This is a genomic window from Bisbaumannia pacifica (genome assembly GCF_007989625.1).
Taxonomy (GTDB): Bacteria; Pseudomonadota; Gammaproteobacteria; order Pseudomonadales; family Halomonadaceae; genus Bisbaumannia; species Bisbaumannia pacifica.
Window position 1 is genome coordinate 14,967 of record NZ_BJUK01000034.1, and the last position, 23,743, is coordinate 38,709.

The 23,743-nt window shown below is 68.1% G+C and carries 20 protein-coding genes and 1 tRNA gene; 9 read left to right on the plus strand and 12 right to left on the minus strand.

Annotated elements, in window-relative coordinates; genetic code table 11:
- The first annotated feature begins 274 nt into the window (after positions 1–274).
- Positions 275–2,842 carry a GcvT family protein gene (locus HPA02_RS13275; protein WP_146803688.1) on the plus strand — a complete coding sequence of 856 codons (2,568 nt, stop codon included), beginning with the start codon at positions 275–277 and terminating at the stop codon, positions 2,840–2,842.
- Position 2,843: 1 nt separating this feature from the next.
- Here HPA02_RS13275 and HPA02_RS13280 read toward each other — a convergent pair whose 3' ends face one another.
- The 12 genes from HPA02_RS13280 to hemA form a co-directional block, all read right to left on the minus strand.
- The gene (locus HPA02_RS13280) at positions 2,844–4,136 is read right to left on the minus strand and encodes an NAD(P)/FAD-dependent oxidoreductase (protein ID WP_146803689.1); all 1,293 of its coding nucleotides are present in this window, start codon (positions 4,134–4,136) and stop codon (positions 2,844–2,846) included.
- Between the two features lie 150 nt (positions 4,137–4,286).
- The gene (locus tag HPA02_RS13285; RefSeq protein ID WP_146803690.1) at positions 4,287–5,120 is read right to left on the minus strand and encodes an ABC transporter permease subunit; all 834 of its coding nucleotides are present in this window, start codon (positions 5,118–5,120) and stop codon (positions 4,287–4,289) included.
- Positions 5,121–5,122: 2 nt separating this feature from the next.
- Complete coding sequence (locus HPA02_RS13290) at positions 5,123–6,034, minus strand: ABC transporter permease subunit (RefSeq protein WP_146803691.1); 912 nt, start codon at positions 6,032–6,034, stop codon at positions 5,123–5,125.
- 64 nt (positions 6,035–6,098) lie between these two features.
- A complete protein-coding gene (locus HPA02_RS13295) occupies positions 6,099–7,175 on the minus strand; it encodes an ABC transporter ATP-binding protein (protein WP_222594000.1) in 1,077 nt (358 codons plus the stop codon).
- A gap of 181 nt (positions 7,176–7,356) precedes the next feature.
- Positions 7,357–8,460 carry a polyamine ABC transporter substrate-binding protein gene (locus tag HPA02_RS13300; RefSeq protein WP_146803692.1) on the minus strand — a complete coding sequence of 368 codons (1,104 nt, stop codon included), beginning with the start codon at positions 8,458–8,460 and terminating at the stop codon, positions 7,357–7,359.
- A 107-nt stretch (positions 8,461–8,567) separates the two neighbouring features.
- Positions 8,568–9,914 carry a glutamine synthetase family protein gene (locus HPA02_RS13305; protein WP_146803693.1) on the minus strand — a complete coding sequence of 449 codons (1,347 nt, stop codon included), beginning with the start codon at positions 9,912–9,914 and terminating at the stop codon, positions 8,568–8,570.
- 50 nt (positions 9,915–9,964) lie between these two features.
- Positions 9,965–11,260: an NAD(P)/FAD-dependent oxidoreductase gene (locus HPA02_RS13310; protein ID WP_146803694.1), complete on the minus strand. Its 1,296-nt coding sequence runs from the start codon at positions 11,258–11,260 to the stop codon at positions 9,965–9,967.
- A gap of 492 nt (positions 11,261–11,752) precedes the next feature.
- Entirely contained in the window at positions 11,753–12,508 is a 756-nt protein-coding gene (locus HPA02_RS13315; protein ID WP_146803706.1) for a HesA/MoeB/ThiF family protein, read from the minus strand.
- Positions 12,509–12,539: 31 nt separating this feature from the next.
- Positions 12,540–13,040 carry an Lrp/AsnC ligand binding domain-containing protein gene (locus tag HPA02_RS13320; RefSeq protein ID WP_146803695.1) on the minus strand — a complete coding sequence of 167 codons (501 nt, stop codon included), beginning with the start codon at positions 13,038–13,040 and terminating at the stop codon, positions 12,540–12,542.
- Positions 13,041–13,253: 213 nt separating this feature from the next.
- On the minus strand, positions 13,254–14,108 hold the full coding sequence (gene prmC, locus HPA02_RS13325) for a peptide chain release factor N(5)-glutamine methyltransferase (protein WP_146803696.1): 855 nt from the start codon (positions 14,106–14,108) through the stop codon (positions 13,254–13,256).
- Positions 14,108–15,196, minus strand: a complete 1,089-nt coding sequence (gene prfA / locus HPA02_RS13330) for a peptide chain release factor 1 (RefSeq protein ID WP_146803697.1) — start codon at positions 15,194–15,196, stop codon at positions 14,108–14,110. Before prfA ends, prmC begins: the two co-directional genes overlap by 1 nt.
- A 19-nt stretch (positions 15,197–15,215) precedes the next feature.
- Positions 15,216–16,472, minus strand: a complete 1,257-nt coding sequence (hemA, locus tag HPA02_RS13335) for a glutamyl-tRNA reductase (protein WP_146803698.1) — start codon at positions 16,470–16,472, stop codon at positions 15,216–15,218.
- Positions 16,473–16,697: 225 nt separating this feature from the next.
- On the opposite strand from hemA, the gene HPA02_RS13340 reads away from it, so the two are divergent.
- The 8 genes from HPA02_RS13340 (at position 16,698) to ychF (ending at position 23,688) form a co-directional block, all read left to right on the plus strand.
- Positions 16,698–18,434: a tetratricopeptide repeat protein gene (locus tag HPA02_RS13340; protein WP_146803699.1), complete on the plus strand. Its 1,737-nt coding sequence runs from the start codon at positions 16,698–16,700 to the stop codon at positions 18,432–18,434.
- Positions 18,431–19,030: a lipoprotein insertase outer membrane protein LolB gene (gene lolB, locus HPA02_RS13345; RefSeq protein ID WP_146803700.1), complete on the plus strand. Its 600-nt coding sequence runs from the start codon at positions 18,431–18,433 to the stop codon at positions 19,028–19,030. The genes HPA02_RS13340 and lolB overlap by 4 nt, the downstream gene beginning before the upstream one ends.
- Positions 19,027–19,899 carry a 4-(cytidine 5'-diphospho)-2-C-methyl-D-erythritol kinase gene (gene ispE, locus HPA02_RS13350; protein WP_146803701.1) on the plus strand — a complete coding sequence of 291 codons (873 nt, stop codon included), beginning with the start codon at positions 19,027–19,029 and terminating at the stop codon, positions 19,897–19,899. Before lolB ends, ispE begins: the two co-directional genes overlap by 4 nt.
- Positions 19,900–19,935: 36 nt before the next feature.
- A tRNA-Gln gene (locus HPA02_RS13355) sits at positions 19,936–20,010 on the plus strand.
- Between the two features lie 60 nt (positions 20,011–20,070).
- Entirely contained in the window at positions 20,071–21,012 is a 942-nt protein-coding gene (locus tag HPA02_RS13360) for a ribose-phosphate pyrophosphokinase (protein WP_186809992.1), read from the plus strand.
- Positions 21,013–21,115: 103 nt separating this feature from the next.
- A complete protein-coding gene (locus HPA02_RS13365) occupies positions 21,116–21,751 on the plus strand; it encodes a 50S ribosomal protein L25/general stress protein Ctc (RefSeq protein ID WP_146803702.1) in 636 nt (211 codons plus the stop codon).
- Positions 21,752–21,839: 88 nt separating this feature from the next.
- Positions 21,840–22,433 carry an aminoacyl-tRNA hydrolase gene (gene pth, locus HPA02_RS13370; RefSeq protein WP_146803703.1) on the plus strand — a complete coding sequence of 198 codons (594 nt, stop codon included), beginning with the start codon at positions 21,840–21,842 and terminating at the stop codon, positions 22,431–22,433.
- 163 nt (positions 22,434–22,596) lie between these two features.
- Entirely contained in the window at positions 22,597–23,688 is a 1,092-nt protein-coding gene (gene ychF, locus HPA02_RS13375; protein WP_146803704.1) for a redox-regulated ATPase YchF, read from the plus strand.
- Positions 23,689–23,743: the final 55 nt, after the last annotated feature.

Consider the following 23,743-nt stretch of genomic DNA (forward strand, 5'->3'; position numbering starts at 1 on the left):
ACTCGACGCCGATGAGCCGGCATCCGGCCGCCCCATTCGGCAATCACTACAAGACCCTCCCAGTATAAGGAAATCCTCCCCCTCCCCGGCGCCCCGCTAGCGATTTGTCATGACTTTGCATCGGCTGTCGCCCCTTGGCGACGCGCCGCCGCCCTGCCCCAGAACGACCCCGGCCATCGTCCAGGCGACACTCACCGGCACGCTCGGACGAAGCCGATGCCGCGACTGCACTAGGCTGAAGTCACATGACTTACCCCGAGGAAGGAGATTGATCATGGCGACCCTTCCGACACAGGCGGACGCGGTGATTATCGGCCAGGGAGGTATCGTCGGCGCCTCGGTGGCCCACCATCTACTCGCGCTGGGCTGGACCCACCTGGTGGGCATCGACGCCGCGGCCATCCCCACCGATGCGGGCTCCACCGCCCACGCCTCCGACTTCTGCTACATGACCTCCCACGACCGCCTGAGCTGCTACACCACCACCTACAGTCAGCGCTTCTACGAGGCGCTGGGCCACTATCACAGGGTCGGCGGCCTGGAGATTGCCCGGGTCGGCGACGAGGCACGCCTCGACGAGCTCAAGCGCAAGGTGGCTTCCGGCAAGGCCTTCGGCACCCGCGCCGAGCTGATCGACGCCGACCAGGCGGTGGCACGCTTTCCCCTCCTCGACCGGGCCCGGGTCCTGGGCGCCCTATGGGACCCGGACGCCGGCCTGGTGGTGCCCCGCTCCCAGCGGGTGGCGGGACGGCTGATCGAGGAGGCGGTGGCCGGCGGCGGGCTGCGCACCTTCGCCGATACCCCGGCCCTGGATATCGACGTCCAGGCGGGCCGGGTCTGCGGCGTCGAGACTCCGAAGGGCCGCATTGCCACGCCCCTGGTGATCCTCGCCTGCGGCATCTGGGGCCCCTTGCCCGCCGCCCTGGCCGGGGCGGCCCTGCCGCTGATGCCGGTGGAGCACCCGCTGCTGTTCTTCGGGCCCTTCGACGACTTCGCCGGCAGCGGCAAGGAGATCGGCTATCCACTGCTGCGCGACCAGGGCAACTCCGCCTACCTGCGCGATACCGGCGACCCGCGCTCCACCGAGGGCGGCCAACTGGAGTGGGGCTACTACGAGACCCGCGAGCCACGGCTGGTGCCTCCCCGGGAGATCCTCTCCCGGGACCAGGCACGGCTCTCCCCCTCCATGCGCGACCTGAGCGCCGAGCAGATCGCCGCCCCCTTCGAACGGGCGCTGGAGCTCACCCCGCGGCTCGCCGAGCTGGGCTGGGACGACAAGCACTCCTTCAATGGCCTGCTCTCGGTCACCTCCGACGGCGGCTCCCTGGTGGGCGAGGCCCCGGAGGTGCGCGGCCTATGGTGCTGCGAGGCGGTATGGGTCAAGGATGGCCCCGGCATGGGCAAGATTCTCGCCGACTGGCTGACCCATGGCCGTCCCGAACTCGACCCCTGCGGCATCGATATCGCCCGTTTCTACCCGGTGCAGAAGACCCCGGGCCATGTGCTGGGTCGCTGCCGGGAGATCGCCCGCAAGATCTATGATCCGCCGGTACATCCCCGGGAGCCCTTCGAGAGCGGCCGCGACCTGCGTCGCGGCCCCTTCTGGCCCCGGGAGCGGGAACTCGGTGGTTACTTTATGGAGGCGGCGGGCTGGGAGCGGGCCCACGGCTATGCCGCCAACGAGACACGCCTCGCCGCCCTGCTCGAGCGGGTGCCGGAGCGGCCGGTGGAGTGGGATGGCCGCCACTTCTGGCGAGTCGCCAACGCCGAGCAGCTGGCCATGAGCGAGGGGGTGGGGATGATCAACCTCTCCCACTTCGCCATCTACGATATCTCGGGGCGCGACGCCGAGGCGCTGCTGGAGCGGCTCTCGGTGGCCAAGGTGGGCGGCGACACGGCCATCGGCAAGGGAGTCTATACCCACTTCCTAGATGCCGCCGGTGGAGTGCATTCGGACCTGACCATCGTGCGCCTGGCCGAGCGGGCCTGGCGGGTGATCTGCGGCGGCGATACCGGCCATCGGGACCTGATATGGCTCCGTCGCCAGGCGGAGGCGTTCGGCCTGAGCCGCTGGCACCTGGAGGATCGCAGCGATGGCCTGGCCACCCTGGGGGTCTGGGGCCCTCGGGCCCGTGCGACCCTGCAGGCGCTATGCGATAGCCCGGAGGCGCTGGACGCGCCGCGCTTCCCCTTCGCCGGCGCCCGGGAGATACGCCTCGCCGGCCTGCCGATCTGGGCCTTCCGCATCTCTTACGTGGGCGAGCAGGGTTGGGAGCTCCATGTGCCCTTCAGTTACGGCCTCGCCCTCTGGGATCGGCTCTTCGAGGCGGGGGTGGTACCGGTAGGCATCGAGACCTACGCCAATAGCCGGCGCCTGGAGAAGAGCCTGCGCCTGCAGAACGTCGACCTGCTGACCGACTACAACCTCTATGAGGCGGGCCTGGCCCGCCCCAGGGTCAAGGCCGCCGACTTCCTCGGCAAGGCCGCCTACCTGGAACAGCGGGCGCGCGCCCACCAGCCGGCGACGCTCTGCACCCTGGTGATGGAGGCCGCGACCGACGGCGCCGGGCGGCCGCGCTTCCCGGTGGGCCAGTCGCCGCTGCTCGACCCGGAGAGCGGCGAGGTGCCCATCGACGACCTGGGCCGGCGCAGCTACACCACCAGCATCGCCTACGGGCCCTCGCTGGGGCGCCATATCGCCCTGGCCTATCTGCCCCACGGTTACGCCGAGGAGGGACGCGAGCTGCTGCTGGAGTATTTCGGCGAGCACTACCCGATGCGGGTGGCGGCGGTGGGCTACCGGGCCCTCTATGACCCGGATAGCCGGCGCCCAAGAAGCTAGCCTAGATCCCCAGCTTATCGCGGGTGGAGTAGTACCAGGCGCCCAGCGCCGAGAAGGGCACCCGCAGCAGACGCCCCCCCGGGAAGGGCAGGTGTGGCAGGCCGGCGAAGGCGTCGAAGCGTTCGCTCTCGCCACGCATCGTCTCGGCGATCAGCTTGCCGGCCAGGTGCGAGCAGGTGACGCCATGCCCGGAGTAGCCCTGGGCGAAGTAGACGTTGTCGTTGAGCCGGCCGAACTGGGGCAAGCGGTTGAGGGTCAGCAGGAAGTTACCGCTCCAGGCGTAATCCACCTTGATGTCGGCCAGCTGTGGAAAGGTCTTCAGCAGCTTGGGGCGAATCACCGCTTCGATGCTGGCCAGGTCCTGGCCACCATAGCTGGTTCCCCCACCGTAGAGCAGGCGATTGTCGGCGGTCAGGCGGTAGTAATCGAGCAGGTAGTTGCAGTCCTCCACCGCCATGTCGTTGGGCAGCAGGGCCCGAGCGGTGGCCTCGTCCAAGGGCTCGGTGGTGATGATCTGGGTGCCGCAGGGCATCGACTTGCTCTCCAGTCGCGGCTCCACGCCCTGCATATAGGCGTTGCCCGCCAGCACCACCCGCTGGGCGCGCACCTCGCCGCCGGGGGTGGTGAGTACCACCGGCTCGCCGTGGGTCAGTTGGGTCACCGGGCTCTGCTCGTAAATCACCCCACCCAGGGACTCGAAGGCGGCGGCCTGCCCCAACACCAGGTTGAGCGGGTGGATATGGCCCCCGGAATGGTCGATCAGGGCCCCGGTGTAGCGCGAACTGCCCACCTCCCGCTTGACCGCCTCGCCCTCCAGCAGCTCCAGCTGGTCATGGCCGTAGCGCTGCCAGAGTGCCTGATGCTCGCGCAACCCCTCGAGCTGCTTGGCATTGCAGGCGGCGAAGACATTGCCCTCCTTGAGGTCGCAAGCGATCCCATACTGGGCGATGCGATCCCGGATGATGCGGTTGCCCTCGAAGGCCATGCTACCCAGGGCCCGGGCGGTCTCCTCGCCATACTTGGCTTCGATCACGTCCATGTCGCGGCTATAGCTGTTGACCAGCTGGCCGCCGTTGCGGCCGGAGGCGCCGAAGCCGACGCGCGCCGCCTCCAGCACCACCACCGACTGGCCCTGTTCGGCCAGGTGCAGGGCGGCGGAGATGCCAGTGAAGCCGGCCCCCACCACGCAGACATCGCACTCCACGCGCCCGCTGACCGAGGGGCGCTCAGGGCCGGGGTTGGCAGAGGCGGCATAGTAGGAGGCCACATGCTGGGTAGGCTGGTGGGCGGACATCGGCTCACTCCCTCTAATGTTGATTATTCTTTCCATGCTATCACAAGCCGGTTAGACGGAAAGTAGGAAATATCAAAAAAATGGCCCCTGAGGCGATACCAGGGGCCATCGACGACTCATCCATCGTCAACTATCAGGCAACACTCGAGATCACGCTTCCTGCATCGCCAACTGCACCGCCTGGCGCCGCTTGGCCTCGCTGCGGCGCATCATGTACCAGGCCAGGAAGGTGGCCAGCGACACCGCCAAGATGATCAGGGTGGCCAGGGCATTGATCTTCGGCGAGACGCCGAGGCGTACCGAGGAGAAGACCACCATGGGCAGGGTCGTGGCCCCGGGGCCGGAGACGAAGCTGGCGATCACCAGGTCATCCAGCGATAGGGTGAAGGCCAGCAGCCAGCCGGCGGCCAGTGCCGGGGCGATCACCGGCAGGGTGATCTGGAAGAAGGTCTTCACCGGCGGCGCCCCCAGGTCCATGGCCGCCTCCTCCAGGGAGAGGTCCACCTCGCGCAGCCGCGAAGAGACCACCACCGCCACATAGGCGCTGCAGAAGGTGGTATGGGCGATCCAGATGGTCACCATGCCGCGATCCCCGGGCCAGCCGATCAACTCCGCCATATGCACGAACAGCAGCAGCAGCGACAGCCCCGTGATCACCTCCGGCATCACCAGGGGCGCGGTGATCATGCTGGCCAGCGCCGTCTTGCCGCGAAAGCGCGCGAAACGCACCATCACGAAAGCGGCCAGGGTCCCCAGGCAGACCGCCATGCTGGCGGAGAAGAAGGCGATGCGCAGGCTGGTCCAGACCGCATCGAGGATCTGCTGATCGCGGAACAGCTCGATGTACCAGCGCCCGGAGAAGCCCGCCCAGACCGTGACCAGGCGCGAGGCATTGAAGGAGTAGAAGACCAGGATCAGCATCGGCAGGTAGAGGAACACCAGCCCCAGGATCAACATCACCGTGGTAAAGGATGGCTTTCTCATGGTCACTCCTTGAGTTCACGGGACTGATAGCGATGGAAGAGCGCGATGGGAATCAGCAGCAGTCCCAGCATCACCATGGCCAACGCCGAGGCCACCGGCCAGTCGCGGTTGTTGAAGAACTCCTCCCACAGCACCTTGCCGATCATCAGCGTATCGGGGCCGCCCAGCAGCTCGGGGATCACGTACTCCCCCACCGCCGGGATAAACACCAGCATGGAGCCGGCGATGATGCCGCCCTTGGAGAGCGGCAGGGTCACCCTGAGGAAGGTATTGATGCTGCGCGAGCCCAGGTCCGAGGCGGCCTCCAGCAGGGAGTTGTCGAGCCGGGTCAGGTTGGCGTAGAGCGGCAGCACCATGAACGGCAGGTAGGCGTAGACGATGCCGAGGATCACCGCGAAGTTGGTGTTCATCATGCGGATCGGCGAATCGATCAGCCCCAGCCACAGCAGGGTGTTGTTGATCAGGCCGTTGTTGCTGAGGATGCCCATCCAGGCATAGACCCGGATCAGGAAGGAGGTCCAGGAGGGCAGCATCACCAACAGCAGCAGCACCAGTTGCCAATGGGCCGGGGCCCGGGCCATGGCATAGGCCATGGGGTAGCCGATCAGCAAACAGGCCAGGGTCGAGACGAAGGCGATCTTCAGCGACCCCCAATAGGCCGACACATAGAGGCTGTCGGACATCAGGAAGAGGTAGTTGCCGAAGGTCACCACCAGGCGCAGGGTCTCGGCGCCGAAATCCACCATGGCGCTGTAGGGCGGGATGGCGATGGCCGCTTCGGACAGGCTGATCTTGAGGACGATGCCGAAGGGCAGCAGGAAGAACAGGGTCAGCCACAGCAGGGGCACGGCGATGACCCAGCCACGGCGGGGCTTGAGCCACCGCCGCAGGCGTTGCGACGTCAGGGCAGGCATAGGGGCCTCCGATCGGGAGCGGGAATTCCGGGGATGGCGGATCGACGCGGGCGAGTCGCGCCGGTTAGTCGCGCAGCACCACGGCGCTGCGCTCCTCCCAGTGGATATAGACCGTGTCGCCCCAGCTGGGGCGCTCGCTGCGGCGGGTGGTATTGGCCAGGCTGACCTTGACCAGATGCCCCTGCTCGGTGCGCACGTAGTAGACCGAGAGCCCGCCCAGGTAGGCGATGTCCTCCACCGTACCGGCGGCCCAGTTGAAGTCGCCCGCGGGCCGCTCGCGGCTCAGCAGGGTCTTCTCCGGGCGCACCGCCACCCAGACGCCGCGTTCGTCGGCGGGGGTGCTGATGCCGTGATCGATGCGGATGCGCCGCCCCAGCTCGGGGCTGTCGATGATGCAGTGATCCGCCTCGTCCACCACGATCTCCCCGGCGAACAGGTTCACGGTACCGACGAACTCCGCGACCATGCGGTTGGCCGGGCTCTCGTAGACGTCCATGGGCGAGCCCACCTGGACGATCCAGCCGTCGGACATGATCGCCACCCGGTCGGCCATGGTCATGGCCTCCTCCTGGTCGTGGGTGACCATGATGCAGGTCACCCCGACCCGCTCGAGGATCTCCACCACCTCGAGCTGCATCTCGGTGCGCAGCTTCTTGTCCAGGGCCCCCATGGGCTCGTCGAGCAGCAGCAGGCTGGGGCGCTTGGCCAGGGAGCGAGCCAGGGCCACCCGCTGGCGCTGGCCGCCGGAGAGCTGGTGCGGCTTGCGCTTGGCGTAGCCCTCCATATGCACCAGCTTGAGCATCTCGGCGACCCGCTCGCGGATCTCCGCCCTGGGCAGCTTGTCCTGCTTGAGGCCGAAGGCGATATTCTCGGCCACCGTCATATGCGGGAAGAGCGCATAGGACTGGAACATCATGTTGATGGGGCGCTCGTAGGGGGGCGTGCGGGAGATGTCCTGCCCCTCCAGCAGGATCTGCCCCTCGCTGGGTTTCTCGAAGCCGGCCAGCATACGCAGCAGCGTCGACTTGCCGGAACCGGAGCCCCCCAGCAGGGCGAAGATCTCGCCGCGGCGAATGGTCAGGTTGACGTCATCCACCGCCAGCACCTCGTCGAAGCGCTTGCTGACGCGGCGGATCTCCATCAGCGTCTCTTTCTTGACGCGCGCCCCCCTGCCGGAGGGCGCCGCCGGGTCGCCGGCCGAAGGCGCCGAATGATGGGCATCGCCTCGGGCAGCGGTCAGGGTCATGGGTTGGGTCATAGCGTCACTCTCCAGGACATCCGCGGTGGGAAAGCGGCCGCCCCGCACCGGGGCGGCGCGCCGATCAATTACCGGACTTGACCCGGTTCCAGGTGCGAGTAATGACCCGCTGGGCGGAGAGCGGCTTGGGCTTGGCCACGAACAGCTTCTCCATCACCTCCGCGGTGGGATAGATGGAGGTATCGCCCAGGATCTCCTCAGGCAGGTACTCGTTGGCCGCTCGATTGGGATTGGCGTAGAGCACGTACTCGGTGATGCCGGCGGCGATCTCCGGCTCGAGGATGAAATTGATGAAGGCGTGGGCATTCTCGGGGTTGGGCGCATCGGCGGGAATCGCCATCAGGTCGAACCACAGCGCCGCCCCCTCCTTGGGAATGGTATAGGCGATCTCGACGCCGTTGTCGGCCTCCTCGGCGCGGTCGGCGGCCTGGAACATGTCCCCGGAGAAGCCGGCGGCCACGCAGATATCGCCATTCGCCAGGTCGGAGATATAGCGGGAGGAGTGGAAGTAGGTGATATGCTCGCGCACCGCGGCGATGGTATCGCCGGCCTGGGCGATGTCCTCGGCCTCGGTGCTGTGCGGGTCGAGCCCCAGGTAGGCCATCGCCGCCGGCAGCATCTCGTCCCCGGAATCGAGCATGGAGATGCCGCAACCGCCCTCATGGAGGGCCGCGGTCACCTCGGGATCGAAGATCAGCGCCCAGGAGTCCACCGGCGCGTCTTCGCCGAGAATCTCCTCGACGCGCCCCACGTTGTAGCCGATGCCGTTGGTGCCCCACATATAGGGGATGGAGTAGTGGTTGCCCGGATCAACGTTCTCCAACTGGGCGAGCAGGGTCGGGTCCAGGTTGACGATATTGGGCAGCCGATCATGATCGAGCTCGCCGTAGACCCCGGCGGCCAGCTGGCGCACCAGGTAGTGGTTGGAGGGAATCACCACGTCATAGCCGGAGCGCCCGGAGAGTAGCGCCGCCTCGAGCACCTCGTTGCTGTCGTAGACGTCGTAGACCACCTCGATCCCCGTCTCGGCGGTAAAGCGTTCCAGGGTGTCCTCGCCGATATAGTCGGACCAGTTGTAGACCCGCACCTCGTTGGCCTGAACGGCCGCGGCGGCCAGGGTCAGGGAGGCCGCGGCAACGGCCAGGGACAGCTTGCGTTGGTAGGTCATCTTGGCACCTCGATGTCGTTGTTGTTGGTTCGGGAAAGCCGACATCCCAGCCTAGCCGGAGCGCCCCGCGGCGGTCTCAACGGGACGGCTCCCGGCGCGGCCGGGCCTTACACGCTAAGCAGCAGGAACTCGCGCTCCCAGGAGCTGATTACCCGCTTGAAGTTCTCGTTCTCCACCCGCTTCACCGCCACATAGCCGCGCAGGAACTTGCCGCCCAGGAACTCTTCCAGCTCGGCGCAGTTCTCCATGCGCTCCAGGGCATGCTCCAGGGTGAAGGGCAGGCGCATATTGCGTCGCTCGAAGGCGCGTCCCTGCACCGGGGCGGTGGGGTCGATGCCGCGCATCATGCCGATATAGCCACACAGCAGGCTCGCCGCGATGGCCAGGTAGGCGTTGGCATCGGCGCCGGGCAGGCGATTCTCCACCCGCCGATTGTGCGGCGTGGAATCCGGGACCCGCAGCCCGCAGGTGCGGTTCTCCTCGCCCCACTCCACGTTGACCGGCGCCGAGGTATCGGGCAGGAAGCGGCGGAAGGAGTTGACGTTGGGGGCCATCAGCGGCAGCGCCTCGGGGATATAGCGCTGCAGGCCACCGATATGGTGCAGGAAGAGCTCACTCATGGTGCCGTCGTCGTTGGAGAAGACGCTCTGCCCGGTGGTGGCATCCAGCACGCTCTGGTGGATATGCATGGCGCTGCCCGGTTCGTTGGTCACCGGCTTGGCCATGAAGGTGGCCGCCACGTCATGCTTGAGCGCCGCCTCGCGCATGGTGCGCTTGAACAGGAAGACCTGATCGGCCAGCACCAGGGGGTCGCCGTGACGGAAGTTGATCTCCATCTGGGCGGTGCCTTCCTCGTGGATCAGGGTGTCGATGTCCAGCCCCTGGGCCTCGCACCAGTCGTACATGTCCTCGAACAGCGGGTCGAACTCGTTGGCGGCATCGATGGAGAAGGACTGGCGGCCGGTCTCCTGGCGCCCGCTGCGACCGATGGGCGGCTGCAACGGCAGATCCGGGTCCTCGCAGCGCTTGGTCAGGTAGAACTCCATCTCCGGGGCCACCACCGGCTTCCAGCCCTGGGCGGCATAGAGCGCCAGCACCTTCTTGAGCTGATTGCGGCTGGAGAGCTCGATGGGATTGCCCTGCTTATCGAAGCAGTCGTGGATCACCTGGGCGGTGGGCTCCAGCGCCCAGGGCACCGGGTAGGCGGCGGAGAGGTCCGGCTTGCAGATCATGTCGATATCCGCCGGGTCGAGCAGCGAGTAGTAGATATCGTCTTCCACATAGTCGCCGGTGACGGTCTGCAGCAGCACGCTCTCGGGCAGGCGCATGCCCTTCTCGGCGACGAACTTGGAGACCGGGGCGATCTTGCCCCGGGCGATGCCGGTGATATCGCTGACCAGGCACTCCACCTCGGTGATCTGGCGTTCCTTGAGCCAACTCTCGAGATCTTTCATAACAACCTCGTGTCTCGGGCCGGCGGAGGATTCCGCCGCCCTCGGTTTGGTTATAGACGGTCGCGCAGCTTGTAGAAGGCGGTGGCCAGCACCAGCAGCGGGGTGCGCAGTCGCTCGCCGCCGGGAAAGCGTCGGTGGGGCATGGCGGCGAAGGCATCGAAGCGGCCGCTCTGGCCATCGATGGCCTCGGCCATCAGCTTGCCGGCCAGCCCGGCCAGGGCCATGCCGTGGCCGGAGTAGCCCTGGGCATAGTAGAGGTTGCTGCCCACTCGCCCGAAGTCCGGGGCGCGGTTGAAGGTGATGGCCACGTCGCCACCCCAGCGGTAGTCGATGGGCACCCCAGCCAGCACCGGGAAGAGGCGGGCGATCTTGGCATCCATGCGCGCCTGCAGGCCCCTCGGCTCGCGGCCGTCATAGCTGACCTGGCCGCCATAGATCAGCCGCCGATCGCCGCTGAGGCGATAGTAGTCGAGGACGAAGTTGGCATCCGCCAGGGCATCGTTGCGGGGCAGCACCCGGGCGGCCTGCTCCTCGCTCAGGGGGGCGGTGGCGATCATGTAGTTGGCGGCGCGCATGACACGACCGTCCAGGTGGGGAATCAGCCCGCCGAGGTAGGCATTGCCGGCTACCACCACGAAGTCGGCGGTGACGCTGCCGTGGGCGGTGCGCACCCGGGCCGGGGTGCCCTCCTCCACGTCCAGCACGGCGCTGTGCTCATGCAGGCGCACGCCGGCCCGCTGGGCGGCCCGCGCCAGGCCCAGGGTGTAGTTGAGGGGGTGCAGATGACCGGCCTCGCTCTCGTAGAGGGCGCCGGGATAGGCATCGCTGACCACGTGCTGGCGCAGCGCATCGCCCTCCAGCCAGCTCAGGGCCCGGTAGTCGTAATCCCGGGCGAGGCGATCGCGGAACTCGCAGAGCTCCTTGATATGGCGGCGCTTTACCGCGGCATGCAGATAGCCCCAGCTGAGGTCGCAGGGGATGGCATGGCGCTCCACCAGCTCGGCGGTCAGGCGCACCGCCTCGCGGCTCATCTCCCAGATTTCCCGGGCGACCGGCAGCCCCAGGGCCTTTTCCACGGTGGCGATATCGGTGCCCAGCCCCGGCAGGATCTGGCCGCCGCTGCGCCCGGAGGCGCCGAAGCCGATCTCGTTGGCTTCCAGCAGCACCACCGAATGGCCGCGCTCGGCCAGGTGCAGGGCCGCCGAGCAGCCGGTGATGCCGCCGCCGATCACGCAGACATCGGCACGAGCATCGTGATCCAGGGGCGGGCAAGGGGCGAGTTCCACCGCCACGCTATCGCGATAATAGGAGCGGGGACCGGCATGGAGTGAGGCATCGGTGGTCATGCAGACCTTCCTGGTAGAGGATGGCGTATCGCCATCAGGGTTATTGTTGAAATAGTTGACCACATCACCGGGATGGGTCGCGGCTTACCCTGCCGCTTTCCTGGTTCCTAGTCTGGCACCAGACCCGGGGAAGATGTCAAGTATTTAACAACGACTTTCTTGCCGCCCGCGTTGAAAGCCTACCAAGCGTCAATAAAAAACCAAGTATTACCAAATGATTAGAAAAAATATCGACAAAATACCGAGGATCGCTTAGCGCTAACGCCACCGTCGGGGCGTCAAGTGATTACGATCATCCGAGATGGTGACGGCGGGTCGGTGCCATGGCGAGAACATGGTGAGTATCCAATACCTGATCGGCCCATCAGGCCACCGAGGGCGAGCCGCTGGCGGTTCGGCGACTGGCAGGGGGCCACGGCCTCAGCATAGCCCGGCCCCTGGCCAGGAGGTAGCCAGGGGCACGGACCCTGGAAAGGCGGGTGGCGGAGGGAGTTAACGACCGGCGCAGTGGGGGCAGCCGGGGTCACGGGGCACCCGGAAGCGGCGCCAGTCGCCGCTCAGGCCATCGAAGGTGGAGAGCCCGCGGTGGGGGGTGCCGGCACCGCTCAGCCACTTCACCGCCTCCAGGGCCTGGAAGCTGCCGATCAGCCCCACCAGGGGTGCCACCACGCCGTTCTCGGCGCAGCGCAGCGCCTCGTCGCTCTCGCCATGCTCTCCCGGGGGATAGAGGCAGGCGTAGCAGGGGCTCTCGGGGTCCCGGGGATCGAAGAGCGCTAGTTGGCCGGAGAAGCGGATCGCCGCCCCGGAGATCAACGGCGTGCCCGCCGCCAGGCAGGCACGGTTGATGGCGTAGCGGCTGGAGAAGCGATCGGTGCAGTCCAGCACTAGGTCCGCCGCGGCCACCGCCGCGGTCAGCGCCTCGCCGCTCAGGTGCTCGCCGAGCACCTCGACACGGCAGTCGGGGTTGAGGGCCAGCGCCGCCTCCCGGGCCGATTCCGCCTTGTTGCGCCCCAGGTCCGTCATGCCGTGGGCGATCTGGCGCTGCAGGTTGGAGAGCTCCACCACGTCGGCATCCGCCAGGGTCAGGCGCCCCACCCCGGCGGCGGCGAGATAGAGGGCCGCCGGCGAGCCCAAGCCGCCGGCGCCGATCACCAGGACGTGACCGGCCAGCAGCCGTTCCTGACCGTCGATCTCGATGGATTCCAGCATGATCTGGCGGCTGTAGCGCAGCAGCGCCTGGTCGGTCATCGCCACGGCAGGCTCCTCGTCAGCGGCATGTTCACTTCTCCTCCAGCTGCTCGATATCGGGCACATGCAGGGAGAACTCCTCCTTGACCTCCTCCATCACCACATAGCTCTTCGACTCCTTGACCCCGGGCAGGGTCAGGACGACGTCGCCGAGCAGTTGGCGATAGGCGGACATCTCGGGGATGCGGCACTTGAGGATGTAATCGAACTGGCCGGAGACCAGGTGGCACTCCTGGATCTGCGGCAGCTTGCTGACCGCCCGACGAAACTCGTCGAAGACCGCCGGCGACTGGGTCTCCAGGCTGATCTCGACGAACACCAGCAGGTTGGCCTTGAGCGCCTTGGGATCCAGCACCGCCTTGTAGCCGCGGATGATGCCGGAGCGCTCCAGGCGCTTGACCCGCTCCAGGCAGGGGGTGGTGGAGAGCCCGACCTGGGCGGCCAGGTCCACGTAGGAGATGCGGGCGTTTTCCTGCAGGCAACGCAGGATCTTGAGATCGATACGGTCCAGGGATCGCGTCTTGGCTTTCATTATAATGGGTGTCCGAGCACAAAAAGATGTCATGCCAGCCAACCGGCGTGGGGCACCTATTCATCTTAGCTGATTGAGTTATTGGCAGCGCTTTTTACCAGCAAGCCAGCTCCCACTGGCAAAAAACCCTGAGGTGTAACCTAGTATTACCATAGGTTTGCGCCGGGGCTCCAGTCCGCCCCTCCGCCGGGCCGGGGTCGCGTCGGAGCCGCGTCAGGGGCTCGCCAGGCATCCCAGGCTCAGGCGCTCATGGCCGGCCAGGTCGGCAAGGCTCGCCACCTCGGCATAGCCGGCCTCGCTCAGGGCCCGGCGCACCGCCGCCCCCTGGTCGAAGCCGTGCTCCAGCAGCAGCCAGCCGCCAGGCTCGAGGTGGCGTCGCGCCCCGGCCACCAGGTGGTGCAGGTCGGCCAGGCCCTGGTCATCGGCCACCAGGGCGCTGGCGGGCTCGAAGCGCACGTCGCCCTGCCCCAGGTGGGGGTCGTCGGCGGCGATATAGGGGGGATTGGCGACGATCAGCGCGAAGCGCTCGTCGGCGCTCTCCTCGGCCAAGGCCGCAAACCAGTCGCTCTCGTGGAACTCGGCATTGGTGATGCCGAGCAGTGCGGCATTATGTCGCGCCAGACGCACCGCCTCGGGGGCGAGGTCGAGGCCCAGCACCGCCCAGCCGGGGCGTTCGCTGGCGAAGGCCAGGGCGATGGCGCCGGTGCCGGTGCCCAGGTCGAGCAGCCGCCCCAGAGGCGCCGCGGCCCGGGCCAGGGCCGCCTCCACCAGGGTCTCGGTATCGGGGCGCGGGATCAGGGTCGCCTCGGAGGTGGCCAGGCGCAGCCCCCAGAACTCCCGCTCGCCGGTGAGGTAGGCCACCGGCCGCCCCTGGGCGCGGGCCGCCACCAGGGCCTCGAAGCGGGCCCGCTCGAGGGTCGGCGCCTGCCGGTCGCCCCAGGTGTAGAGCCAGGTTCGCTCCACCCCCAGCACATGGCAGAGCAGCACCTCGGCGTCCAGGCGTGGACTCGGCGAGCCGCTCTCGGCCAGTCGCCGGGCGGCCCGCACCAGCAGGGCATCGAGGGTCATCACGCCTCCTGCTGCAGGGCCGCCAGCTGCTCCGCCTGATGCTCCTGGAGCAGCGGCTCGACCACCTCGTCGAGCTCGCCGGCCATCACCTCCCCCAGCTTGTAGAGGGTCAGGTTGATGCGGTGATCGGTGACCCGCCCCTGGGGGAAGTTATAGGTGCGGATACGCTCGCTGCGATCGCCGCTGCCCACCAGGGAGCGGCGGGTATCGGCCTGCTGCTGACGCTGGCTGTCCTGGGCGCTCTGCTTGAGCCTGGCGGCCAGCAGCGACATGGCCTTGGCCTTGTTCTTGTGCTGGCTGCGCTCCTCCTGGCACTCCACCACCACCCCGGAAGGCAGGTGGGTGATGCGCACCGCCGAGTCGGTGGTGTTGACGTGCTGACCGCCGGCGCCACTGGAACGGTAGGTATCGATGCGCAGGTCGCCGCTATTGATCTCCACGTCGCCGACGGCATCGGCCTCGGGCATCACCGCCACGGTACAGGCGGAGGTATGGATACGCCCCTGGGACTCGGTGGCGGGCACCCGCTGCACCCGGTGCGCGCCGGACTCGAACTTCAGCCGCGCATAGACGCCCTCGCCCTTGACCCGGGAGATTAGCTCCTTGTAGCCGCCCTGTTCGCCATGGCTGGCGCTGATCACCTCGACCTTCCAGCCGTGCTTCTCGGCATAGCGGGAGTACATGCGGAAGAGGTCGCCGGCGAACAGCGCCGCCTCGTCGCCGCCGGTGCCGGCGCGCACTTCCAGGTAGACGCTGCGCCCGTCGTCCGGGTCCCTGGGGATCAGCAAGCGCTTGAGCTCTGCCTCCAGGGCCTCCAGGCGCTCCTGCCCCTCGGCCCGCTCCAGCTCCGCCAGCTCGCGCATCTCGGCGTCGCTGTCGGAGAGCAGCCCCTCGGCGGCGGCGATATCCGCCTCGACCCCCAGGTAGTCGTTCCAGCAGGCCACCAGCGGCTCCAGCTCGGCATACTCCCGGGAGTAATCGCGGAAGCGCGCCTGATCGGCGATCACCTCCGGCTCGGCGAGCAGGGCCGCGAGCTCTTCGAAACGCTCGGTAAAGGAGTCCAGACGCTGACGCAGTGTGGCTTTCATGAAGGGTCCTGTGGTTGCTTCAGGGGTCCTGAGAGAGTAACAGGGTCTCGGCGGCGGCCAGCAGATCCTGGCGTCCCGCCCCGGAGGCCTCACGCAGCTTGAGCGTGGGACCGTGCATCAACTTGTTGGTGAGCTGGCGGGCCAGGCGCGCGATCACCGCCTCGGGGTCCTCGCCCCGCGCCAGTTGCGCCAGGGCCTGGGCCTCGGCGGCCTCGCGCAACGCCTCGCCCTGGCCGCGATAGCGGCGAATCAGGTCGCCGGCGCTGCGCACTCGGCGCTCGTGCAGCCAGGCCCCCACGCCGTGCTCGATCAGGTTCTCCGCGGCGTCGGCGGCCACCTGGCGATGGCGACGATTCTCCGCGATCACCTCGTGGAGATCGTCCACGGTATAGAGGAAGACATCGGCGAGCTCGCCCACCTGGGGCTCGATATCCCGCGGCACGGCGATATCCACCATGAACACCGGGCGATGGCGGCGCTGCCTGAGGGCCCGCTCGACCATGCCCTTGCCGAGGATCGGCAGCGGCGCCGCCGTGGAGGAGATCACCATGTCGGCACGGATCAGCGCATCGGGGATCTCGTCGAGGCCGATCGCCTCGCCATCGACGCCGTCGGCGACCCGCGCCGCCCGCTCGCGGGTGCGGTTGGCCACCACCAGGCGCTTGATGCCGGCCTGGCGCAGGTGGCGGGCCACCAGCTCGATGGTCTCGCCGGCGCCGATCAGCAGGGCCTCGGCCTTGGCGAAATCATCGAAGATATGGCTGGCCAGGCTGACCGCGGCATAGGCCACCGACACCGGGTTCTCGCCGATGCCGGTCTCGGTGCGTACCTGCTTGGCGATGGCGAAGGTGTGCTGGAAGAGGCGCTCCAGCTCGCCGCCCAGGCCGCGATACTCGCGCGCCATCTGGTAGGCGTCCTTGAGCTGGCCGAGGATCTGCGGCTCCCCCAGCACCATGGAGTCGAGCCCCGCCGCCACCCGCATCAGGTGGCGGGCGGCCTCGCCGTCCAGGTAATGGTAGGCGCAGCGGCCGAGATCGGCCGCCTCCAGGCCGTGGAAGCGCCCCAGCCAGTCGAGGATCGCCTGCTCGCCACTGGCCTCGGTCACGCAATAGAGCTCGGTGCGGTTGCAGGTGGAGAGCACCGCCGCCTCGCGCACCTCGGGCAGGGTACGCAGCTCCGCCAGGGCCTGCTCCAGCTGGGCCGGCGTGAAGGCGACCTGCTCGCGCACCTCCACCGCGGCGGTCTTGTGGTTGATTCCGAGTGCCAGAAGGGTCATGCGATCAGCGTCTTCGCTCAGGAGTCCGGGGGCGATGGTGTCGCGCACCACGCGGTGCGCGTCGCCAGAAGATCATTATCGCCGGAGAAGGCCGGCAACCAAAACCGGCGCATTCTACCATAGCCGCAACGCAGCGGCGCCCCCGCGACGGGGACCCACATTGCCCTATTGCCTCCCCCCCCTCAGCCGTTATGCTGAGGCCAGGTTCCACGGAATGAGCTCACCATGCCCCCACGCCTGCTGCCTCCCCTGCTGCTCAGCACCCTGCTCGCCGCCTGCCAGGGGACGCCCTTCACCTCACCCGCCCCTCCGCTGGCGGACCCCCTGGCCAGCGCCCCGCCGGTGACGCGGGGCCTGGACGCCGAGGGCCTGGCCAGCCTGCTTACGGCGGAGCTGGCCGGCCAGCGCGGCGACTACCGGCGCGCCACCGAGGGCTACCTGAGCGCCGCCGAGCGCTACGGCGACCCCGCCCTGGTGGAGCGCGCCGCCCTGGCGGCGCGCTTCAGCGAGGACATGAGCCTGCTGGAGGAGGCCGCCCGCCGCTGGCAAGAGCAGGCCCCCGAGGCACAGGGACCGCTGCGCCTGCTGGCCAGCCTGGCCCTGCAGCGGGGCGACTGGGAAGGCGCCCTGGAGGCACGCCTGGCGTTGAGCGAGCGCGGCGGAGAAGGCGATCTCGCCGGCTTCGCCGAGCTGGCCATCGAGCAGGGCGCCTACCTGCCGCCGCTGCGGGAGCGGCTGCGCGCCTTCCTCGAGACGCTGCCCACTGAGGCGCCGCGACATCATGACGCGGCCCTGGCCACCGCCCTGCTGGAGGCCGCCAGCGGCGAGCGCCTCGCCGCCGAGGCCCGGCTGACCCGCCTCGCCGAGGCGCGTCCCAATGATCCGGCCCTGTGGCTGCTGCGCGCCCAGCTGGCCCTGGAAGCCGAGGACGGCGCCGGCGCGCGGCGCGCGGCGCGGCGCGGCCTGGCATTGGCCCCGGACGACAGCCGCTTCACCCTGGCCCTGGCCCAGGCGGAGCTGCAGCTGGGCCGGGTGGCCGCCGCCGAGGCCCAGACCGACAGCCTGCTGGCCTACCACGGCGAACACCAGGAACTGCGCCTGGCGCTGGCGCGCCTCTACCTCGAGCATGACGCCCCGGCTCCGGCCCGCCGCCTGCTGCTGCCGCTGATCGACGCCGACGACACCCCGGCGCCGGCCTACCTGCTGCTGGGCGGCATCGCCGCCGCCGAGGGCGAGGTGGACAATGCCCTGCTCTACTATCGCCAGGTGCCGCCGGGAGAGGTCTTCCTCGCCGCCCGCCTGCAGGCGGTACGCCTGCTCGACGAGGCAGGACGCTTCGATGAGGCCCGCGACCTGCTCGCCGAGGAGCGTCGCCGCCATCCCGACGAGGCCAGCCGCCTGGCCGTCCTGGAGGTGGAGCTGCTCGACGAGCGCGAGCGGTCCGCCGAGGCGACGGCCCTACTCGACCGCCTGCTGATGCGCCGCCCGGCCGACGCCGAGCTGCGTTACCTGCGCGCCATGCGGGCCTACCAGGCCGGCGAGGTCGCCGCCATGGAATCCGACCTGCGCGAGCTGCTGCGCCGCGACCCGGACAACGCCCTGGCCCTGAACGCCCTGGGCTACACCTATGCGGACGAGAATCGTCGCCTCGACGAGGCCGAGCGCCTGATCACCCGGGCCCACGAGCTGGCCCCCGATAACGCCGCCATCCTCGATAGCCTGGGCTGGCTGCGCTATCGCCAGGGCGCCCCCGAGGCCGCCCTGCCCCACCTGGAGCGCGCCTACGCGCTGATGCCGGACCAGGAAGTGGCCGCCCACCTGATCGAGGTACTCTGGGCCCTGGGGCGCCACGACGAGGCCCGGGCCCGCCTCGCCGAGGCCCTGGAACGCTTCGCGACGCGCCCCTTGATCGACGACCTGCTGCAACGCCAACCCTCTCTGCTTGACCGGGACACCCCATGACGCGACTGCTCGCCCCCCTGCTGATGCTGGCCCTGCTGGCCGGCTGCGCCACCCGCCCCCCCGTCGCCGAGCCCCCCGCCGAACGCGGTCCCTGGCGCGACCAGGCCGCGGCCATCGAGGCCCTGAACGCCTGGGAGCTGATCGCCCGGGTCGGGCTGCGCACCCCGGACGAGGCCACCAGCGCCAACCTCGACTGGCGCCAGACCGCCTATCACTATCGCCTGCTGCTCAGCGGCCCCTTCGGCAGCGGCCGCAGCACCCTGGAAGGCCGTAGCGGTCGGGTCTCCCTGACCACCCCCGAGGGGCGTTTCGAGGCCGAGAGCCCCGAGGCCCTGCTCGAGGAGCAGCTCGGCTGGAGCCTGCCGGTCTCGGCCCTGGACCACTGGATCCGCGGCCTGCCCGCCGCCGGCGGCCATGAGCTGGAGCGCGATGCCCGGGGCTACCCGCGGCGCCTGCGCCAGGCTGGCTGGGAGATCGACTACCGCGACTGGACCTGGGCCGACGGCCTGTGGCTGCCACGGCGCCTGGTGATGACCCATGACCGCCTCCGGGTCACCCTGGTGATCAACGAGTGGCGACCGGAGGCCTCCCGGTGACCACGACGCTGCGCCTGCCGGCCCCGGCCAAGCTCAATCGCCTGCTGCATATCACCGGCCGCCGCGCCGATGGCTATCACGAGCTGCAGACCCTCTTCCAGTTCCTCGACCACGGCGACACCCTGAGCCTCTCGCCCCGCGATGACGGCGAGCTGCGCCTGACCCCGGCCCTGCCCGGCGTCGCCGCCGCGGACAACCTGATCCTGCGCGCCGCCCGGCTGCTCCGGGAGGAGAGCGGCTGTACCCGGGGCGCCGATATCCATCTGCAGAAGCGCCTGCCGATGGGCGGCGGCCTGGGCGGCGGCAGCTCGGATGCCGCCACCACCCTGCTGGGCCTCAACGAACTCTGGGGGCTGGGCCTCTCCCGGGAGCGGCTCGCCGCCCTGGGGCTGCGCCTCGGCGCCGACGTGCCGGTCTTCGTCCACGGGCATGCCGCCTGGGCGGAGGGCATCGGCGAGCGGCTCACCCCGGTCGAGCTCGACACCCCCTGGTTCGTGGTCATTCACCCCGGCGTTTCGGTGGCCACCCCAGCGGTCTTCAATGCCCCCGGTTTGACACGTCATACCCCCCCCATTACCATGGCGCGCGCCCTGCGGGAGGGGCCAGCGTGCTGGCACAACGACTGTGAAGCCACGGTTCGTGAGCTCTATCCACCGGTCGCCGAGGCCCTGGACTGGCTCGCCCGATTCGCCCCCACGCGACTCACCGGCACCGGCGCCTGCCTCTTCGCCTGGTTGACGAACGAGGCGGATGCGGATAGCATTCTGCGCCGACTTGGCCGCCACGACTGGCAGGGCTTCAAGGCGCGGGGATGCAACCGATCGCCCCTCCATGCGGTGTTGGAAGAGCGAGCGACATCGGCGTCCTGACCCGAGTCGGCCAGGCGCCGAGATCGGCAAGATTGCTGGGGTATAGCCAAGCGGTAAGGCAGCGGTTTTTGGTATCGCCATGCGCAGGTTCGAATCCTGCTACCCCAGCCACTTCCCGCCCGACAGCTTCTCATCCCTGACGAGATCCCCAGACTCCCAAAGGTGCCGCGCGTGTCTAAATTGATGGTTTTCACCGGGAACGCCAATCCCGAACTCGCCCGTAAGATTGCCGAGGGCCTGGATAACCGGCTCGGCCATGCCACGGTCGGCCAGTTCAGCGATGGCGAAATCGCGGTCGAGATCAATGAGAACGTGCGCGGCAAGGACATCTTCGTCCTGCAGTCCACCTGCGCCCCCACCAACGACAACCTGATGGAACTGATCCTGATGGTGGACGCGCTGCGCCGCGCCTCCGCCCACCGGATCACCGCCGTGGTGCCCTACTTCGGCTACGCCCGTCAGGATCGCCGGGTGCGCTCCGCCCGCGTCCCCATCTCCGCCAAGGTGGTGGCCGACATGATGGTCAAGGCCGGCGTCGACCGGGTGATGACCATGGACCTGCACGCGGATCAGATTCAGGGCTTCTTCGACGTGCCGGTGGACAACGTCTACGGCTCGCCGATCCTGCTCGACGATATCGAGCGCCAGAATTACGACGACCTGGTGGTGGTCTCCCCCGACGTGGGCGGCGTGGTCCGCGCCCGTGCCATCGCCAAGCAGCTCAACGCCGACCTGGCCATCATCGACAAGCGTCGCCCCCAGGCCAACCAGGCCCAGGTGATGCACATCATCGGCGATATCCAGGACCGCACCTGCGTGGTGGTGGACGACATGATCGATACCGCCGGCACCCTGTGCAAGGCCGGCGAGGCCCTCAAGGATCACGGCGCCCGCCGCGTGGTGGCCTATGCCACCCACCCGATCCTCTCCGGTCCCGCCGTCGACAACATCACCGGCTCGGTGCTCGACGAGGTGGTGGTCACCGACACCATCCCCCTCTCCGAGACCGCCCGCCGCAGCGGCAAGATTCGCCAGCTGAGCGTGGCCGGGCTGATCGCCGAGGCGATCCGTCGGGTCAGCAACGAAGAATCCGTCAGCGCCATGTTCCACTGAGACAGGGCGCTCGGTAACCGCCCGGCGCCGCCGGGCTCCTGGGAAGCGTTATCGCCTGGTCGCGGGGATAACGCTTTCTCGATCCAACCCATGAGGTTTTCCAATGTCCGAATTCACTTTGACTGCCAGCGTTCGTAACGACCTGGGGAAAGGTGCGAGCCGCCGCCTGCGTCGTGCGAACCTCGAGGTGCCCGCCATCATCTACGGTGGTGAGAAGGCGCCCCAACCGATCTCCGTCGAGAAGTCCGCCTTCTACAAGGCCATCGAGGACGAGGCCTTCTTCGCCTCCGTGATCACCCTCGACGTGGCCGGCCAGAAGGAGACCGTGGTGGTGCGTGACCTGCAGCGTCACCCCTTCAAGCCGCTGGTCACCCACGCCGACTTCCTGCGTGTCGATGCCACTCACGCCATCACCATCAAGGTGCCGCTGCACGTGATCGGTGAAGAGCAGAGCAAGGCCATCAAGGAGCAGGGCGGCGAGCTGCACGTCCTGGCCAACGAAGTGGAAGTGAGCTGCCTGCCCAAGGACCTGCCCGACTTCCTGGAAATCGACATCACCGAGACCGAGATCGGCCAGATCCTGCACCTCTCCGACCTCAAGCTGCCGGCCGGCGTGACCCTGGTCGAACTGAGCCACGGTGCCGACCACGACCAGGCCCTGGTCAGCCTGACCAAGCCCAAGGTGCGTGGCGGTGACGAGGCCGAAGGCGAAGAAGGTGGCGAAGAGAGCGCCGAATAAGTCGCTTCTCGGGAGGCGTCCTCGCCTCCCTTCGCCCGTTCGATCAAGCGCCCCACGGGGCGCTTGATTGCTTTGTGGAGATGCCATCATGCCCCAGATCAAGGCGATCATCGGACTCGGCAACCCCGGCCCCGACTACGAGGCGACCCGGCATAATGCCGGCGCCTGGCTGGTCCAGGCCCTGGCCAGGCGCGGGCTCAGCGAGCTGCGCCCCGAGAAGAAGTTCCTGGGCCGCTATGCCAAGGTGCGCCTGGACGGTCACGAGGTCCACCTGCTCGAGCCCACCACCTTTATGAATCGCAGCGGCGCCGCCGTGGCGGCGCTATGCAATTTCTACAAGCTGGCCCCGAACGAGCTGCTGGTGGCCCACGACGAACTGGATATCGCCCCCGGCACCGCCCGCTACAAGAGCGGCGGCGGCCACGGCGGCCATAACGGCCTGCGCGATATCATCAGCGCCCTGGGTAACGACAAGGCCTTCCACCGGCTGCGCATCGGCATCGGCCACCCGGGCAACGCCAAGCAGGTGGTCAACTATGTGCTGGGCCGTCCCGGCAAGGCGGAGCTTGCCGCCATCGAGGCCGCCCTGGACGAAATCCAGGCCACCCTCCCCGACGCCCTGGCCGGCGACTGGGCCCGGGCCATGAATCGGCTGCATGGCTTTACGGCGCAAAGCGCCTAGCAGACCAAGGAAGAAGCCTGGCCCCAGCGCATCCGGGGGGTTGGCCTTCTTCCTGTTTCGGCGGCGTAGCCGCGCTCTTGCCCCTGAATCGCTTATCTCTGCCGGCTTGGTCGAGTAGAATAGCGGCCAATCGCCTATCACGAACACCTTCCAGGAAGATCCCATGGGTTTTAACTGCGGTATCGTCGGCCTGCCCAATGTGGGCAAGTCCACCCTCTTCAATGCGCTGACCAAGTCCGGCATCGACGCCGAGAACTTCCCCTTCTGCACCATCGAACCCAATGTCGGTATCGTGCCGATGCCCGATCCGCGCCTCGACAAGCTGGCCGAGATCGTCAAGCCCCAGAAGGTGCTGCCCACCACCATGGAGTTCGTGGATATCGCCGGCCTGGTGGCGGGCGCCTCCAAGGGCGAGGGCCTGGGCAACCAGTTCCTGGCCAATATCCGCGAGACCCAGGCCATCGCCCATGTGGTGCGCTGCTTCGATAACGACAACGTGATCCATGTCGCCAACCAGGTGGATCCCCGCGCCGATATCGAGACCATCAACCTGGAGCTGGCCCTGGCCGACCTGGACACCGTGGAGCGGGCCATCCAGCGCCTGGTGCGGGTCGCCAAGGGCGGCGACAAGGAGGCGATCGCCACCAAGGCGATCCTCGAGCGCATCCAGCCGCACCTGGCCGAGGGCCAGCCGCTGAGAAGCTTCGGCCTCGATGATGACGAGAAGAAGGCACTCAAGAGCTTCGGCTTCCTGACGCTGAAGCCCACCATGTATATCGCCAACGTCAACGAGGACGGCTTCGAGGCCAACCCCTACCTGGAGGTAGTCCAGGAGATCGCCGCCGAGGAAGGCGCCGTGGTGGTCCCGGTATGCAACCAGATCGAGGCGGAGATCGCCGAGCTGGACGACGAGGAACGCGCCATGTTCCTCGACGAGATGGGCATGGAGGAGCCGGGGCTCGATCGGGTGATCCGCGCCGGCTACGAGCTGCTCGGCCTGCAGACCTACTTCACCGCCGGGGTCAAGGAAGTGCGCGCCTGGACCGTCAAGGTCGGCGCCACCGCCCCCGAGGCCGCCGGGGTGATCCACACCGACTTCCAGAAGGGCTTTATCCGCGCCGAGGTGATCGGCTACGACGACTATGTCGCCCTGGGCGGCGAGCAGGGCGCCAAGGATGCCGGCAAGTGGCGCCTGGAGGGCAAGGAGTATGTCGTCAAGGACGGCGATGTGATCCACTTCCGCTTTAACGTCTAGAATACAAGCCGTTAGCTCTCTCGCTGTCGAGGCCCGAGGCTATCCTGGGGGCAAG